The 17,662-nt window shown below is 47.0% G+C and carries 9 protein-coding genes; 5 read left to right on the top strand and 4 right to left on the bottom strand.

Annotated elements, in window-relative coordinates; translation table 11 throughout:
• Window position 1 precedes the first annotated feature (1 nt).
• The 3 genes from DR864_RS15045 to DR864_RS15035 all read right to left on the bottom strand — a co-directional run bounded on the left by DR864_RS15045 (window position 2) and on the right by DR864_RS15035 (window position 5,311).
• Window positions 2-892 carry a carbohydrate kinase family protein gene (locus DR864_RS15045; protein ID WP_114067751.1) on the bottom strand — a complete coding sequence of 297 codons (891 nt, stop codon included), beginning with the start codon at window positions 890-892 and terminating at the stop codon, window positions 2-4.
• Between the two features lie 21 nt (window positions 893-913).
• Window positions 914-2,239, bottom strand: coding sequence for a sugar porter family MFS transporter (locus DR864_RS15040; RefSeq protein ID WP_114067750.1), 1,326 nt, complete (start codon window positions 2,237-2,239; stop codon window positions 914-916).
• A 351-nt stretch (window positions 2,240-2,590) separates the two neighbouring features.
• Window positions 2,591-5,311, bottom strand: coding sequence for a substrate-binding domain-containing protein (locus DR864_RS15035; RefSeq protein ID WP_114067749.1), 2,721 nt, complete (start codon window positions 5,309-5,311; stop codon window positions 2,591-2,593).
• A gap of 262 nt (window positions 5,312-5,573) precedes the next feature.
• Here DR864_RS15035 and DR864_RS15030 point away from each other — a divergent pair, with 262 nt between their 5' ends.
• Window positions 5,574-7,631 (top strand): putative phage tail protein, encoded by a 2,058-nt coding sequence (locus DR864_RS15030; protein ID WP_114067748.1) that lies wholly within the window; start codon window positions 5,574-5,576, stop codon window positions 7,629-7,631.
• Window positions 7,632-7,721: 90 nt separating this feature from the next.
• Here DR864_RS15030 and DR864_RS15025 read toward each other — a convergent pair whose 3' ends face one another.
• Window positions 7,722-8,453 (bottom strand): hypothetical protein, encoded by a 732-nt coding sequence (locus DR864_RS15025; protein ID WP_114067747.1) that lies wholly within the window; start codon window positions 8,451-8,453, stop codon window positions 7,722-7,724.
• 145 nt (window positions 8,454-8,598) lie between these two features.
• Between DR864_RS15025 and DR864_RS15020 the strand changes: the two genes are divergently transcribed.
• From DR864_RS15020 to DR864_RS15005, 4 genes are all read left to right on the top strand, one after another.
• On the top strand, window positions 8,599-9,672 hold the full coding sequence (locus tag DR864_RS15020) for a hypothetical protein (RefSeq protein ID WP_114067746.1): 1,074 nt from the start codon (window positions 8,599-8,601) through the stop codon (window positions 9,670-9,672).
• Between the two features lie 150 nt (window positions 9,673-9,822).
• Window positions 9,823-13,653 (top strand): PVC-type heme-binding CxxCH protein, encoded by a 3,831-nt coding sequence (locus DR864_RS15015; protein WP_114070298.1) that lies wholly within the window; start codon window positions 9,823-9,825, stop codon window positions 13,651-13,653.
• 79 nt (window positions 13,654-13,732) lie between these two features.
• Entirely contained in the window at window positions 13,733-14,980 is a 1,248-nt protein-coding gene (locus DR864_RS15010) for a DEAD/DEAH box helicase (protein ID WP_114067745.1), read from the top strand.
• 222 nt (window positions 14,981-15,202) lie between these two features.
• The gene (locus DR864_RS15005; RefSeq protein WP_114067744.1) at window positions 15,203-17,653 is read left to right on the top strand and encodes a penicillin acylase family protein; all 2,451 of its coding nucleotides are present in this window, start codon (window positions 15,203-15,205) and stop codon (window positions 17,651-17,653) included.
• Window positions 17,654-17,662 lie beyond the last annotated feature (9 nt).

Genomic DNA, 17,662 nt, shown 5'->3' with positions numbered 1-17,662 from the left:
GTTATTGTATTTGGGGGGTGAGAAAAGAATGAATTTCTGAAGCGGTAACAAAAGGCGTAGCGCCGCGATAAGTAGCAACCAACGAGCCCATGGCGCAGGCAAACTGTACACTGTCGGCAGGCGACTGACCTTCTAACAGACAGGTGAGCAACGCGGCCAAAAACGAATCACCACTGCCGATGGTGTCTTGGACTTCCACCTGAAAACCAGCACTTTGGTAGAATTTTTCACCCGTCCACAGCACAGCTCCGTGCTCGCCTTTGGTTACGCAAATGGTTTGAATATCAAAGGTTTCGGCTAAAGTGATGATGGCCGTTTGTTCATCGGTATTGGGTGTATACCACGCTGCCAGCATGTCTAGCTCATTGGCGTTCATCTTGACCATATCGGCAGCGTGCAGAAGTTGTTCAAGGGTGTTTTGGTCGTAATGTGGAGCGCGTAGATTGACGTCAAATACCTTAAAACGCGCTTTTTTGAGCAATCTAGAAAGCGTATCGGCCGACGCCGCACTGCGAGCGGCCAAGCTACCGTAGATAAACACATCGGCATTGGCAACGGCGGTTTCGAGGGCATCATCGCACTGGATATAATCCCAAGCCACGGGTTGCACGATCTTGTAGGTAACTTCGTTTTTGTCGCTGACGTTGGCTTTGACCACGCCCGTCAGGTGTGTTTCACCCTGTTGAATCAAGTCGGTAGCTAGTCCTTTTTCTTGGATGAAATCAAGGAGTTCTTTGCCGAGTTCGTCATGTCCGATGCGGCTGATCATCTGAGGGTTGTGGCCTAAATTTTTGAGGTGAACGGCTACGTTCATCGGCGCTCCACCGGGCTGTTTTCCAGTTGGTAGCACATCCCAAAGCATTTCTCCAAAACAAATGATGTTGGTTTTCATATTGGTAGAAGGATTAAAGTCTTAGTGAGCAAAAACGGTAGGTTCGATTTTTTCGAGCGAAGAGCCTTTGGTTTCGGGCATGATTTTCCAGACAAAAAGCAGTTGTAGTAGCATCATGCCAGAGAAGAACAGAAACGTATTGCCGCCGCCCAAATAGGCCGCAATAGACGGGAAGCTGAAGGCTACGACGGCCGCCATAATCCAGTGGGTAAAACTCCCCAGGGCTTGCCCGTTGGCCCGTACTTCGTTGGGGAAGATTTCTGAAATAAACACCCAAATCACCGCTCCCTGAGAGAAAGCAAAAAAGGCGATGTAGACAAAAAGTAACACAGGAACGGTCATGCCGAAATCTTCTAAATAGAAGGCACGTGCTACCAAACCCAGTGTCACAATCAAACCTATTGAACCCACCAACATCAGCTTACGACGACCGAAACGGTCAATGACATTCAGGGCCAATAGCGTGAAAACCAAGTTGGTCAACCCAATGCCAGCCGAAGAAAGCAAGGCCGAATCTTTGCCCAAACCAGTCATTTCAAAAATGCGGGGGGCGTAGTAGATGATGGCATTGATGCCCGAAAGCTGGTTGAAAAGCGCAAACAGCACCGCCAGCATCACAGGTGTTTTATACTTGCCCGAAAAAAGTTGGGGTTTGCGTTGAGTGGTATCGGCTTGACTGTTGGAAATGCGCTCAAGTGTTTGAACGGCAGTTTCGGGGTCAATGATTTGAAGAATGGACAACGCCTCGGCGGTTTTGCCTTTCTTTAAGACCAACCAACGAGGACTTTCAGGAATGTTGAGTACCGTAATGATAAATAACAACGCCGGAAAGGCCTGCACGCCCAACATCCAACGCCATGCTTCCTGCGGAATATCTTGTAGAAAATAATTGGAAATGTAGGCAATCAGAATTCCGAAAACGACATTGAATTGAAACAGCGCCACCATTTTGCCGCGCGAACGGGCGGGAGAAATTTCGGTGATGTACATCGGTGCCGCCACTGACGAAGCGCCCACGCCCAAACCACCTAAAAAACGGAACACCAAAAACAAACTCCAATCGTGGGCCAAGGCCGTGCCAAGCGCCGAGAGTAAATACGAAACGGCAATCCAGAACAACGTCTTTTTGCGCCCGAGGCGGTCGGCGGGAATACCGCCAAAAAACGACCCCACCACGGTTCCGATTAAGGCGATAGAAACGGTCAGGCCGTGTTGGAAAGGAGTGAGCGACCAAAGCCTTTGGAGGGTTTGTTCTACACCCGAAATAACGGCCGTATCAAACCCGAATAGAAAGCCGCCCAACGCGGCAGTAATGGACCAAAAGAAAATGCTGTTCTGACGACTCATCGTGTAAAAGATTTAAAGGAATGAGTCAAAAGTAGCAGGTCGTCAGCGCATTGGATTTTGGTATTCTTTCAAATAGTTATAAATTTCGTACAATGATTAATGTGTTGTATTTCAGGTGTTTAAAAGCATTGGTTGGTAATTTTCTTTCAAAAATGTTACGTCTGTTTTCAAAAATCGTACATGGGTTGGGAGGTCAGTATCAGGGTTGAAGTCCTTGGGTGTAACTGTATTTTTTGCTTCCACACCCTAATGGACGTGGTAAGAGGAGGTTGTTGGTGAAAAAACACCAACAACGGCCCAGAGGCCTTCACGACCGTGGGGTCGGTTACTCATAACCGACGCTTGGGGTTCTCAAACCCCAACGCCTTTTCTGAATTCAGAAGGGGTTTGGTGCTGTTTTTGGCGGAAGAGTGTGGTAAAATAGGCGGCGGAGTTGAAGCCTGTTTCGTAGGCTACGTCGGCAATGCTCTTGTTGGTATCGCGCAGGAGCGCTTTGGCTTTGTTGATTCGGATTTCGGTAATATAATCGTTGACGTTCATCTGCAACAGCGCGTGTACTTTGCGGTACAACTGCACCCGCGACATGCCCATGTCGGTGCTTAATTTTTCGACCCCAAATTCTGTATCGGCAATGTGCGCTTCAATGCGCGCTGTGAGTTCGTTGAGAAAACGTTTTTCGGTTTTGTTTTCGTTGGCAAATACGTATTCTGAACTAAACCGCCGCTGAATCTTGGCGCGGTTGTTGAGCATGGTTTTGATGGTTTCGGTCAGGTGCGTGGTGTTGAAGGGCTTGGTCAAATATACGTCGGCACCTGCTTTTGAGCCTTCGATTTTTGCATCGATTTGGCTCTTGGCGGTGAGCAGCAAAACAGGAATGTGCGACGTTCGGAAGTCTTCTTTGACGCGTTGGGTCAACTCAAATCCATCCATTCCGGGCAACATTACGTCGCAAATAATCAGGTCTGGAATCAAGGACAAAATCCCTTCCCAGCCGCGTTCTGCGGTGGTAAATGACTTGATAGATACGATTTTAGCAAGTTTGTCCACAATGTAATGACTCAAATCAATGTTGTCTTCAATCAATACAACGGAGGTTGAATCGCCAGAAACGTCTGGTGCTGACGTGGTTGTTGCCATTTCGGTTTCTTCAAAAAAGGTAGGCGTTGGGCGCTCGGTTTTGTCCAAAAGCGCCTTTTCATCGGGCATCAAATGGCTGTCTCCTTTGGGTAACGAAATGGCAAACGTCGTCCCTTCGTTTTTAGTGGAAGCGACTTCAATTTCGCCGTGGTGTAAATGCACAAACTCCCGCGACAAAGCCAAGCCGAGTCCTGTGCCGAGGCTGTACTTTTTTTGTCCGCTGAAATACAAATCAAAAGCGCGCTCTCTTTCGGTTTCCGACATTCCTTCGCCGTTGTCTTTGATAATAATTTGCACGTTTTCGGCAGTTTCCTGCAATACTACGTGGATAAAACCGCCCTTTGGCGTGTATTTGAAGGCGTTGGAAAGCAGATTGAATAGCACTTTGTCCAGCTTTTCGGCGTCAAACCAAAGGGGAAGTAGCGTAGTAGAAGAGATAAATTGTAAATCAATTTTGGATTTGTGAGCTTTCTGCTGAAAATCCGTCACGATGTCTCTGAGGAATTGCACAATGTCCTGTTCAGATGCCAAAAGAAGCTGTTTGCCAGCGTCAGTTTTGCGGAGGTCGAGCATTTGGTCTACCAGTCGCAGCAACCGATGGGCGTTTTTTTGGATGTATAACAAACCCGATTTGAGGTCTTTTTGTGAAATAGCTTTTTGAATCAGCAAGTCTTCAACGGGCGTAAGAATCAAACTTAGCGGGGTGCGAAACTCGTGAGAGATGTACGAATAAAAGCGAAGTTTCTCTTCCGTCGCTTGACGGGCTTTATTGGAAACCTCCTCAATTTTATCTTTTTGCTCGTTGATTTGTCGATTCTGGAGTTCCAATTTTTTGTTGGACAACTGCTTGGCTCTCACCAAATACAGCGCCCAAATTCCCAGCAATACCGCCAACACCAGACACGTAATGATGACATACAGCGCATTCTTTTGACTGGCGTAGGTATCGTTCAGTTGCCCGATTCGTTGGTTGAGTTTTTCGATGTCTTGTTGTTGGTGTAACAGCTTGTCACTCTGGGCTTTGATGGCTTTGATATTACTGCGGTCAATCCGAATGGAATTCAATAGATATTCGCGTTTGGCGGCTTTTCCAGCCAAGATTTGGGCGGCGACTTCGATGGCTTCCTCTCCGCCAGTAGGATACAAAAACGTGGCCGTAAGAGTACCATCCATGATTCTTTGTAAACCGCTTTTGGGGCCAGGAAGCCCATCGATACCCACAAAAAGCGGCAACGGACTGACGCCCGCTTCTTGACACACGCGTTGAACACTCAGCGCCATGACGTCGTTGTGCGCAAAAACCAAATCAGCTTCACGAAGTATCTCAAGATTTGCCAATGCTACTTTTCGGGCGGTATCTTGTTCCCATTGTCCGTACAATTGGCCGCTAATTTGAATATTGGTCGTTTTAGAAATACCTTCCATCAGGCCCTTGTGGCGTTCCTGCGCGGGCGACGAACTCGCCAGTCCCCATATCTCAACCACTTTGCCGCCATTTTTCAGGAGCGTAGGAATTGCCTCACCCACCATACGCCCTATTTCAAGGTTGTCGGCCCCGATGAAGGAATTATAAGAGTCGGAGGTGATTTTGCGGTCGAGCAATACCACGGGGATGCCTTTTTGGAAAACTTCATCAATGGCAGCCGTTAAAACGGGCGATGTTTCGTTGGGCGAAATTATAAGTAAGTCAATGTCTTGCCGTACCAATTCCTTTATTTGGGCTAATTGGGTAGCCGTGCTGTTGGCGGCGTCTTTGTACAGTAACTGAAAATGAGGATAAAGGGCCAGTTCGCGTTTCATGTCGTTGAGCATGACCCGCCGCCACTCATCGCCGCCTGTGCATTGCGAAAAACCAATGGTATAGGTTTTCTTTTCAGTGGGCGTTTGACAGCCCCAACCTATACATATCAAAAGAAGTAATAGCCGTAGTCGCATGGTTTTTTTGCCTTCGGGACGAAAATACCTAAAATAGTCAAAAGCATCATTGTTCTGGTATTTTCCAAAGAAAAAATTAGCTAGATTTCAATAACACATTTTCTATCAATCACCTTTGTGTAGTCTTTCAACCCCTCAAATACATTTGAGGGGACATTGACTCAGCTACTTGAAATGTTTATTTTAGCTTTTTTTAGCAAGGTTTTCCCAAAAGCATAAACGATTTCTGGGCCATTTGGAGTTAATAAGCAGAATCACCTGTATGCCCATGCCCAAATCGTCGTTTTATATTTTCTGCCTTTCACTGTTTGTGCTTGTAGGTTCGGCTCAGGCACAGACAGAATCCATAACGCTACGTGGATTAATAACCCTGAAAAATCCCTCTCCTAACAAAACCTACCGCGTAACCGATACTGGAAAGGAAGGCGATTGGAGGTATGACGCCACAGACAATGAGTCTATTGCCAACGGTGGTACGGTACTGGAAAGTGCCAATCGGACCTTCAAGGGCCGATATAAGCGGATATTTGAGTATGAAGATGGGGTAAATATTGACTGGTTTCTCGACAATTCCTCAGCCCCCATCAATGAGGGTTTATTGTGGGCCTTAGCGGCCTGCGACCGAGTAAATTTTTCGGCCAAAACGTACACGATTGCCCCAGTTTCCATTACGCCAAAGCAATTGGTCAATCCCAAAAGGTTGCGTTTTTATTTTCAAAATACCGTCTTAAAAGCCCAAAATGGACTTACCAGAATCAAAGTACTTCAATTGGAAGATATTCAGGAATTGACGTTAGGAGGTTCGCTAACTCTTGATGGAAATACGTCTAATCTCAAAATTGCTAATCCGATGAACGAAGGCGGGGAGGCGTTTCTGCAAATCACAGCCCCTGCCAATAACCCCAAATCACGATTGACAATAGGGTCGATTGCGTTCAGGAATATCCCAATGTGCGCCATCAATATTTTTACCCGTGATCAAGAACGTGACAGCGGCTATGACCGAATACGGGTCAAAGCGTTTCGCGAAATCAACGGGTTTAATTGCCTGAATCTGCAAAAAGATGATTTTGCGGTGTGGGGTGTCAACGTGCGGGGCGCTCACCGAGCCGTTATCATTGATTCTTTGTATGCGCAGCAGGACAAAGAAGTGTGGGGAGATGCGCCCATCGAGAAGCCTTTTTATACGTTCACCTTCGAAAATCAGGTAGACCCTACTGTTCATAAACGCAAAGATAGTTTGTACGTTAAACACCTGTATGCTAGGTATGCCTGCGCTATTGTGCTGTATACACAGGCCATTAATCACGTACGCATCGACAATTATGTGATGGAAGACGTATTGCGAAAACCAGGTGTGGCCGATGCGGCAGCGTACCCGAATATGCTGAAAAAAAATCTTTCTTGGGTCGGCTCCAAGCATACTTGGACCTCGTATCGAAGCCCGAAAAGCAGTTTTCGCATCAAAAAAATGTTGGTTAATAATACCAATTCGGCGTTTATGAGTGAGTCGGTAATGAACGAAATGACGGTTTTGTGGCTCAATAAAGCCATAACGGGAGCGGTGTTTGACGAGGTAGAAACCGACGTTCGGCTGAAGCTCTACGGCGACGGGTATTATTTTAACTATCCCGATGTGCCCGATGGGCGGCACCGTATTGGTACATTTGTGTGTCGAATACCCGCCAAGAAGAATTATGTGCAACCTTTGGGGTCGGATTTAACCATCGACAGGCTACATTTAGCCAAAGGAACGGGGGTGACGTTTGCGATGGGAAACTGTAAAATTGGAGCCATCACGCAGGAAGCGGGCACGCAGGCGACGTTTGAAAGTCGTGAAAATAAGTTTAAAAACGAAGTTCCGCTCTATAACGGCTTCATTGTAGAGTCCTGCAAAGCGACCAATATTCTTTGGAAATTTAACTGGTATATTTCGCAGGAGAATTTTGCGGATGTCAATAAAGTGTTGACGGGGGAGCGCTACGAGTTCAAGAATTTTTCGGGAAATAATTTCTTACAAACACATACCTCCGTTGCTTTGCCCGACGGCCGCTCCGTCTATGTGACGGCCTTTCGGTACGACGAAGATTCCAAGCTCAGGGCTTCGGTTCAACAATTTCTGAATTTTGTGGAATTTAACTGGACCAATGTTGAAATGAGATTGAAGGATTCGTCGGCTAGTGACTTGACCCAACGTTATGTGCCAATGCAGTCTAGCGCGGATGGTTTATTGAAAACTGCGCGTAAGTCACTCCCCAAAACGGGTTGGAAAAAAGGCTGGCAACCGAGCTCGTTTGTTAAATGTACCGTCCAGCGTTGAGAAGATTTTACAAAAAAACGGGCGGCTGAAGATTTTGCTTCAGCCGCCCCAGTTTGGGTATGTATCGTTACATTTTTAAGAATTCTTCACTTAGAATAATAAGCTCAGTCCACCGCCAATACTCAGTAAGCCGATAGGGTGCACTTCGCTGATTTTTTCGTCGCCTTTGTCTTTTCCAATGGTTAAAGTACTGGTAATGTCGTTGAAAGACGCTTTGGTGCTCACGTAATCGGCATGAACCGCAAGGGCAAAATTACGCGTGATTTTGCAACGAACGCTTGCGCCACTTCCCACCGAAAACGAGCCGTTGCGGCTTTGGGCGGTTTTGATGGTCAGCGGAACGTCAAAAAAGGTTCCTTTCAGCTCGGTGTAAGGACGCTGAATCCATGAATAACCTCCCGTAACGCGGGCGTCAAACATCCAAATTCCTGCTTTGAAGGTCATGTAAGGCCCTGCCAAAAAATGCGAACAGTTCCACGTGCCGCCCGAAGACGCCCATGTGCCGCCTGGATGGCTTTTTTGTATACTTTCAACAAGCTTGAGTGTGCTTGTTTGGTTAAGGCAGTTGGTAAAAGATCCCATAATTCCTATACGCCGCGTAAGACGGTACCCCGCCGATACCTGCATGGAAGAGCCGCGCAAAGCACTGATTTCAGAAGATGCGCTGGGGTCTGCTTTCATCAAAGATTTGACGGGAATGCTAGTGCCGCCCGAAAAATTCACAAAACCTCGGTGGTCAATGTGTGATAAAATAAAACTTTGCTGGGCAAAACTCATGCCCGTTACAAGTAACCCGATGACAAGAGTGTATATTTTCTTCATAACAACTTATGGGATTAAGGTTGATATAAAAGGCTAATTACAACATTCGTGCCAAACTTTTAATGGCTTGATTTACAGGATAACTGTCGGCAGATTTCTTTGAACAGAAAATGTTTTACGATATTCGCAGCTTGAAATTTTCAGCATGAATGTATTGGATGAAACCATTGCGCAGATTGCGGCATTGCAGTCGAAAGGGGAGAGGTATTTTGACGAAGGATTATTTCTAGCGCAGCGTACCAATCGCCTGATTGGATACCAGCGCCCCGATACGACGGTGTTTTTTACGGCGGTGATTGTGTTTACGCTGCAAAAACTAAAACCGTTTCTTTCGGTTGAGAGTCAACGATTGGTGGATGAAATTGCGCAAAAGGGCGTTCAGAATTACCCAAAATTTCGGAATAAAGACGGCTTGAAAACCTATAATTTCTGGAAAACAACGCCTTCCAAACATTTTCCAAACGGCCACTTGTTTCGGCATTTTGAGCATTTTCGAATTCCTGACGATACCGACGACACGGCCATGATTTATCTCACTTCCGCGCCCACGCGGGAGGAGGTATTTTGGCTGAAAGAAAAATTGAGTTTGCACGCCAACGGAACGAAGCAATTCATTCAAAATACTTATCCCGAATACCGGCAACTAAAAGGATATTCAACATGGTTTGGTAAAAACATGTACATTGAGTTTGATGCCTGTGTTTTGGCCAATGTGTTGTATTGTATTTATGAGTATAATATGCCTATAAATCAGCATGATACGGATAGTTTGAGGTATATCAGGTCGGTGATTGAAACCGATCGTTATCTGACTCAGCCCTTCAGATGTGCGCACCAGTATCCGCGTACGGTGCCGATTATTTACCACGTTGCGCGCCTGATGGGGGCATTTGTGATTTCCGAGTTAGAGCCTATTCGTGAAAAACTAATTGCCGATACTGAGTCTCTTCTGCAAAAACCACTGCCGATACTAGACGAAATTTGCTTAAAAACGTCATTGATGAGGTTGGGCGTAAAAGGTGTGCCAGAAGCCCGACTTCCCGTTTCGAACGCTGATTTTGAGGGTTTTTATTTTTTCATTGCGGGTTTGTTGACGGCCTACGAAAACCCGTTGTTGTATCGTATGGCCATTTCTCCGTTGTTTCAGATGCGCTGGGAATGTGAAGCCCACTGCTGGACACTGGTGGCTGAATACTTGGCTTTGCGGCAAATTTGCTGAGACGTTCCCTCGGTTTTCTTCAAATTTTTTTAGGAATATTTAAATAAAAGCAGGAATAAAAAGGCGTTTTTGCCTTTTACACTTGATTGCCAAGAAGATTTGGTTCTGGCAATCGCCATGACATTCATTGTTCCTAACTTTATTTTCAGAATGAAACCTTTGCATTTTCTTCTCTCGGTAGTCCTGTGCAGTATTGGATGGGTTGCTTTTAAGCCCCAAGTCCCCAACGTAGTGAAAGCTCCGCCCAAAAAAACGGAGCTGCGAGTGGTGCAGGATGAAAAAGCAGGGACGATTTCAGTTTTTCGACTCAACGGAAAAGAGCCCATTTTGACCCAAAATGCTAAGGCGGATTTTCGGCCTTATCTGCACCCCATCATGGCCCCCGACGGTAAGGGCGTTCTGACCGAGTACAGTCCTGGACATCACAAACACCAAACGGGTATTTATTGGGGCTACACGCGCGTGAATGGGCGTGATTATTTTCACCATCCTGAGGGCGATTATTGGCGGCGGGTTTCGGCCAAAGTAATCAGAAGCAAAGGCCCAGAAGTAAAGTGGGAAACGGTGTACGATTTGCTCGACGAAAAAGGCAACGCGGTATTGACCGAAACCCAAACTTGGACCATGGCGGAAAAAGATGGAAAATATATTCTTAATCTTGAATGGGCGGGTGAAGCCCAAACCGATGTAACGATTGGAAAATACGACTACGGCGGGTTGTTTGTGAGAATGCCGTGGAAACAGGGAATCAAAGGTGAAGTGATAAACGCGGCCCGTCAAAAAAATGAGAAAGCCGAAGGGCAACGCGCCACGTGGGTTGATATTGGAATGCAGGTAGAAGGTCGCAGTGACTTGGCGCATATTGCCATTTTTGACCATCCCGAAAATAAAGGTTTTCCGCAATATTGGCGGGTAGACGGCCAATTGGGGGCTGGGCCAGCCCGGGCTCGTACGGGAGACTGGCAAATTAAAAAAGGGAAAGTGGAGGTGATAAAGCACCAATTGGTGATTTATACGGGCGAGTTCAACGATGTAAAATTGTCGGGTACGTGGAGTGAATTTAGCGGGCAAGATATGGCCTACGCCCTCTGGGGAGTGGCGCAGCAGGAAGGCCGTGATGCCAAGTTCCTGTCGCCCGAAGAAGCCATTGCCAACATGACTCTTAAAGAGGGCTTTAAAGTAAATACTTGGGCCTCTGAACCGATGATGACCCAACCGATGGCTTTTTGCTGGGATGACCGAGGTCGCCTGTGGGTGGCCGAAAACCGTGACTATGAATCGCGCGGGCATGGATTTTCCAACGCGGGCAACAGCCGAATTCTCATTTTGGAAGATACCAATCATGATGGAGTGGCCGATACCAAAAAGGTGTTTTTGGAAGGAATTGCTTTTCCCGCCGCTATGGCGGTTGGCTTTGATGGGCTGTATCTAGGTGCTCCGCCGAACCTCCTTTTTGTGCCCGACCGCAACCACGACGACGTGGCTGATATGGATAATATCGAAGTGCGGCTTACGGGATGGGGTATCCGCGACCGCCACGAAACGCTCAACAGTTTACATTGGGGCCCCGACGGTTGGCTGTACGGTTGCCAAGGATTTGCGACTCCTTCAAAAGTGCGCAAACCCGAAGGGAAAGGCCGTATTTACAGGCATAAAGACCCATTTCCAGAAGATATTTTGCAAGGAGAAGGTGTAGATATTAACGGTGGCGTGTGGCGTTATCACCCTACAAAAGACAAATTTGAAGTGGTGGCGCACGGTTTCAGTAATCCTTGGGGGATTGATTATGATGCTAAGGGACAACTGTTTATCAGCGCTTGCGTGATTCCGCACATGTGGCACGTCATTTTGGGGGGAATTTATCACCGGCAGGGTGGACAACATTTTAATCCCTATATCTACAGCGATATACGCACCATTGCCGACCACAGCCACCGCTCGGCGCATGGCGGGGCGCGAGTGTATCAATCGGATGCGTTTCCTGAGGAACATAAAGGCCGAATTTTCATGGCCAACATCCACGAGCACGCTGTGTTGTCGGATGTTTTGGAGAAAAAAGGCTCGGGTTTTGTGGCCAAACACGGCGATGAATTGCTCATGGCCAACAACGCCCAATGGGTAGGATTCAGCATGGAAGTAGGCCCAGACGGAGGGCTGTACGTACTCGATTGGCACGATGCCGACATTTGCGGCAAAGAAGTTATAAACGGTGAAACGGGCCGTATTTTTAGAATTATGCCCAAAGAATCCTTGGCCAAAAACTGGGATGGGCGCTTTGATGATTTGACTAAACTGTCAGATAAACAATTGGTTGAGTTGCAAACAAGCCCCAGCGACTGGCATTCAAGAAGAGCAAGAGTGATTCTGCAATCTCGGGCCACCAAAGGAAATTTAGACAAAAGTGCCTTGGCTGATTTACAAACCATTTTTCAGACAAATGCAAATCCAGATTACCGACTTCGGGCGCTGTGGGCGTTGCATACTACGGCAAGTATTACGGCGGCAGAATTGCAGAAATCATTGACTGACAGAGATGAGTACATTCGCGCTTGGGCAATTCAACTGTTATGCGAAGACAAAACGCCATCGACCGATGCGTTGGCAGCGTTTGTGAAAATGGCTAAAGAAGACGCGTCGCCCGTGGTGCGGCTTTATTTGACGTCGGCCATGCAGCGGATTGACAATGAATCTGGGTGGAAAATTGTGGAACAGCTGGCCAAACACGGCGAAGACAACGAAGACCATAACCTGCCCAAGATGATATGGTTTGGCTTGGAGCCATTGGTCAAAGCCAATCCCAATCGCGCCCTTGAATTGGCGTCACAAACGCAGATTCCATTGATTGCCAAGTACGTGGCGCGTCGGTTGATAGATGCCAATGCTCCTGAAGCGGTCATTGCGATGGTGGGCAAATCGTCTAAAAATCAGGTAAGTATTCTGGAAGGTATGCGTGATGGATTGGAAGGGCGATTTGACTTAAAAGCACCTGCTAATTGGGCCGCCGTATACGCTAAGCTGCGCCTAGAAAAAGGCGAAGTGGCGAATCTTGCCACCCAGATAGCGCAACGTTTTGGGGATACCGAGGCCACTCAAAAATCTATGATTACGCTGAAAAACAAAAATGCGCCTTTACTCCAACGCCAACAGGCACTGCAAGCTATTGCGGCTCGTAAACGGGAGGAGTTGGTTAATGAAATTCCCAACCTGTTGAACGAGCCTAAATTGCGGATGGATGTGATTAGGGCTATTGCCGATTATGACAAGGAGCCGTTGGCTAAATTGTTGATTTCTAAATATAAAGACCTTAGTGCTGCCGAAAAACAACAGGCTATTCAGACACTTTCTTCGCGCCCCAAATACGGTTGGCAATTAACGCAGGCCCTAAAAAGTCAGACGATTCCTAAACGTGATGTGCCGCCTTATGCCGCTCGACAATTGCTGCGGGTAGTGGGAAGCGGATTCATTGAAGTGTGGGGCCCCATTGAACAGGAGCCGTCGTTAGAAAAATCGTATTCAAAATACCAGCGGATGATTACTGATAAAGCCGTTGCCACGGCCAACGCGGTTAAGGGCGAGGTAGTTTTTCAACGCACCTGCGGAAGTTGTCATAAGATGTACGGCAAAGGTGGCAACATTGGCCCCGATTTGACGGGTTCCAACCGCGCCAATCTAGATTATCTGTTGTTCAACGTTCTGAATCCCAGTGGCGAAATTCAAGAAGATTATAAGTTGGTGGTGGTCACCACCCGCGATGGGCGCACGTACTCTGGCAATGTTATCTCAGAAAATGAACGACAGTTGACGATGCGTGTGGTAGGCCAAGATGCGGTGGTAGTCAACAAATCGTCGATTCAGTCGCGCGAAGTGATGCCCACGTCGCTGATGCCCGTGGGATTGTTTGATGCATTGGCCGAACAGGAAGTACTGGATTTGGTAAAATACATGCGAACCATGAGCGGTAACAAACAGGCACAGAAATAAACAAAACGTACCAAAAACTCCCTGGGCAGAAAAAGACCAATCTCCTTCGTACCTTTGTGTTTTATAAATAGCAAAGCGCATGAAGTTTGAAGAGTATCACATTGCCCCCGAAATCAAGAAAAGTTTAGTGAATCTGGGGTTCAAACGCCCCACCGATATTCAGTTTAAAGCGATTCCTTCCATTCTGAAAGGGGAAGATGTGTTGGCCATTGCCCAAACGGGTACGGGAAAAACGGCCGCGTTTGCCATACCCATTATCCATTTGCTCAACGAGCGCAAACGCAACAACCGCCGCCCTGATGGCGTTAAATGCGTCGTGATGGTGCCTACGCATGAGTTGGCTTTGCAAATCACCGAAGTGTTTAATCGCCTTGGCCATTTTACGTTAGTAGAAACCTTGGGTTTATTTGGAGGCGTGGCGCAGGATCCACAGATAGCCAAATTGAACAAGGGGGTAGATGTGGTGGTGGCAACCCCTGGGCGCTTGTTTGACTTGGTCAGTCAGGGCCACCTCAAGCTCGACCGGGTTGAGGTGCTGATTCTCGACGAAGCCGACCACATGCTGGATTTGGGTTTTATCAAAGACATTCGTGATTTGCTTCGTCACCTACCGCGTCGGCGGCAAACATTGTTTTTTTCTGCTACCATTGACGATAAAATCAAGAAATTAGCCTATTCGCTCATCAACAGCGGGGCCATTCGCATTCAGATTTCGCCCAAAGACCCCGTGGCCAAAAATATTGAACATTTTGTGGCTTATGTGGAAATGGACGATAAACGTTTCTTTCTTGAGCGCATCATCAATGAGCATCCCGAAAGTAAAATCATGGTTTTTGTCCGGACCAAAGTGCGAGCCGAGCGGGTATTTAAGGCGTTGGAACGCATGGAAATCAGGAGCCTAACGCTGCACGGAGATAAAGACCAAAAAGACCGCTTGACGGCCCTGAATGATTTTAAAAGCGGAAAAACCAAAGTGCTGATAGCAACCGACATCAGCGCCCGTGGCATTGATATTACAGGAGTGGATTATGTCATTAACTATGACTTGCCCGAACAGGCCGAAAACTACGTCCACCGGGTTGGACGTACAGGGCGTGGTACACTCAAGGGCAATGCCGTTTCATTTTGTAGCCCAGAAGAAAAACCCATTTTGGATGAAATCGAGACTTATCTCGATAAGCCCATCGACGTGCTCCAAATTAGCAAAGCTGAATACGACAGCATGATTGATTTTACGAATGATAATTCAGGAAATTTGCAGGTACTTTTGCGCGAGATAGAGGAGTTGGAAGAAGGGCGAAAAAAGAAAAAACGCAAAAAGAAATAGAAGCTACGCAAAGACTTTTTTTTAATAAGTATAGAATTAAGGGCCTCAGAGGGAATTGTTTTGACATTCTCTGAGGCTTTTCGTTTTTTATCGCGTTTTAGGAAATTAGTTTAGATTTTTTTTATTCTGTATGGGTTCTTCGTTGAGTTTTCTTCTAAATTGCAACCGCAAAAGTCAATTTTTTATTAAAAAATCCATATTAATTATTTTCTCTATTCATCAATGAAGTACATCCGTGCGTTGTTGAGTCTGCTGGTAGCTGGTGGACTGACGTACCTGCTCAATCAACCATTAGGTCCTGCTCCCGCTTTAGGGCCTTTTTTTAGTCCTTTTACTGGGTTTTGGCAAAATGACGAAGCTCCCCAAAAAGCATCTTCTTCTGAATTAAAACTACAAGGCCTAAAGGGCGAGGTGATTGTAAAATACGACGACAACGGCGTACCTCATATTTTTGCCGAAAACGACGCGGATTTATTTTTTGCGCAAGGGTACATCATCGCGCGTGATCGCCTGTGGCAAATGGATTTTTATACCCGCGTTACTTCTGGTCGTTTGAGTGAAGTGATGGGGCCGTTAGCGCTTGACTTTGACCGTTATAATCGCCGTCTCCAATTGCCAGAAGGTGCCGCAAAGCTCGCCGAAGCATTCATGAAAGACCCTGATTCAAAACTGGTTGCGGAGTCGTACTCTGCTGGTATAAATGCGTACATTGAGCAAGTTGAATACAAAGATTTAGCGATCGAATTCAAGATTTTGGGCTATCGCCCCGAAGCATGGTCACCGTTAAAAACGGCTTTGGTGGAGATGCTCATGCGCAAAGACATGAACGCCCGCTCCGATGATTATCGCATGTCAAATACATTGGCGGTGCACGGAGAAGAGGTCGTCAAAGATTTATTCCCCGATTATCCTATTGAAGAATCTCCCATCATTCCCAAAGGGACCAAGTGGACTTTTACGCCGGTGGCCGTGCCAAAAGTGCCCGAGATGCTGAAAGCAAGCGTGGCCGCACGGTTAGATATTGAATCAGAGAACCCAGGCATTGGCTCCAATAACTGGGCTGTGCATGGTTCGCGTACGTCAACGGGATTGCCACTGCTTTCCAATGATCCACATTTGGGTTTATCCCTTCCTTCCATTTGGTACCAAATGCAGCTCGTGTCGCCCACCGTCAATGTCTATGGTGTGTGTGTGCCTGGCTGGCCGGGTATAGGGATTGGTTTTAATAAAGACATTGCCTGGGGAATGACCAACGTAGGCTCCGATGTATTTGATTTTTACCAAATTAAGTTCAAAGATAAAACGCAGAAAGAATACCAACATGACGGACAATGGCGTCCAGTGACAATGAAAATCAATGAATTCAGGGTGAAAGGGGAAGCAAAAACCGTGCTGGATACGGTTCGATATACCCATCACGGGCCTGTTCTTTACAGTGACGGCCAAACGCCGTTTATGGGAGATTTACCCGTGGGTCATGCGCTCACGTGGATTGGGCCTGTGGCGGTGGGCAATTCGTTGAAAGCCTTGTACATGATTAATCGTGCCAAAAACTACGATGACTACCGCGCTATCATGCCTTATTTGGCTTCACCAGCGTTCAACGTGGTGTTTGCAAGCAATCAAAATGACGTGGCCATCACATCGGCGGGGCAGTTGCCGCTTAAGTGGAAAGAGCAGGGCAAGTTTGTGTTGGATGGGGCTAATCCCGCGCACGACTGGCGTGATTGGATTCCCGTTGAGCAAAATCCGTACGTCAAAAATCCAGCGCGTGGGTACGTAAGTTCGGCCAACCAATTCCCTGCTGACCCTTCTTATCCCTATTATTTGGGGTGGAAATTTGCACCCGGCGAGCGAGGAATTCGGATAAATGAGCGTTTGGAAAAAATGACCCAAGCCACCATCGACAGTCTGCGCCTACTCCAAAACGATAATTTTAACGTGGAAGCCCGCCGAGTTTTGCCCGATTTACTCAAAATATTGGAAAAGGATTCCAGTTCAAAAGTCAATCCGGCTTATCAGATTTTGGCGAACTGGAACCTTAGAAATGACCCCGAAGAGCTAGGGCCGACGATTTTTGAGCGTTGGGTAAAAGAATTGCGGTTGGCAATATGGGATGATGATTTTCCATCAACTGATAAAAAAGCTCCCATGATGCTTCCCACCCGTGACCGCACGTGGGCGTTGCTTCAAAAGCAACCAGATTCGAAATGGTTTGATGATAAAAGAACCCCTAAAAAGACGGAAACGGCCGCCGATATTGTTCGCTCTACCTTTGCCGCTGCGATAGATTCACTCATTGACAAACACGGACGTATCAATGACGAATCCTGGGCGTGGGGAAAAGCAAAAAGCACTGATATTAAACACCTTGTGCCACTTTTTAAGTCATTTTCACGAATGGATGTCATCAACGGTGGCGGTGCAAACATCGTCAATGCTACGACTGAGGGCGGTCACGGCCCCTCGTGGCGGATGGTGGTGCAATTGGACAAAACGTGGCCCAAAGCCTTTGGACTGTATCCAGGAGGTCAGTCTGGAAATCCGGGGAGTCGTTTGTATGATAACATGATTGACCGCTGGGCCAAGGGAGAATTGAACGAACTGGTGTTTTTGAAATCAAAAGAAGAGAATCATCCTAAGATTATTTCGACACTTAAATTGGGTAAATGAACGGTTTAA

The sequence above is a fragment of the Runella rosea genome, assembly GCF_003325355.1.
In the GTDB taxonomy this organism is placed as follows: Bacteria; Bacteroidota; Bacteroidia; order Cytophagales; family Spirosomataceae; genus Runella; species Runella rosea.
Note: the sequence above shows the minus strand (reverse complement) of the source record. Positions and strands in the feature narration are given on the sequence as shown.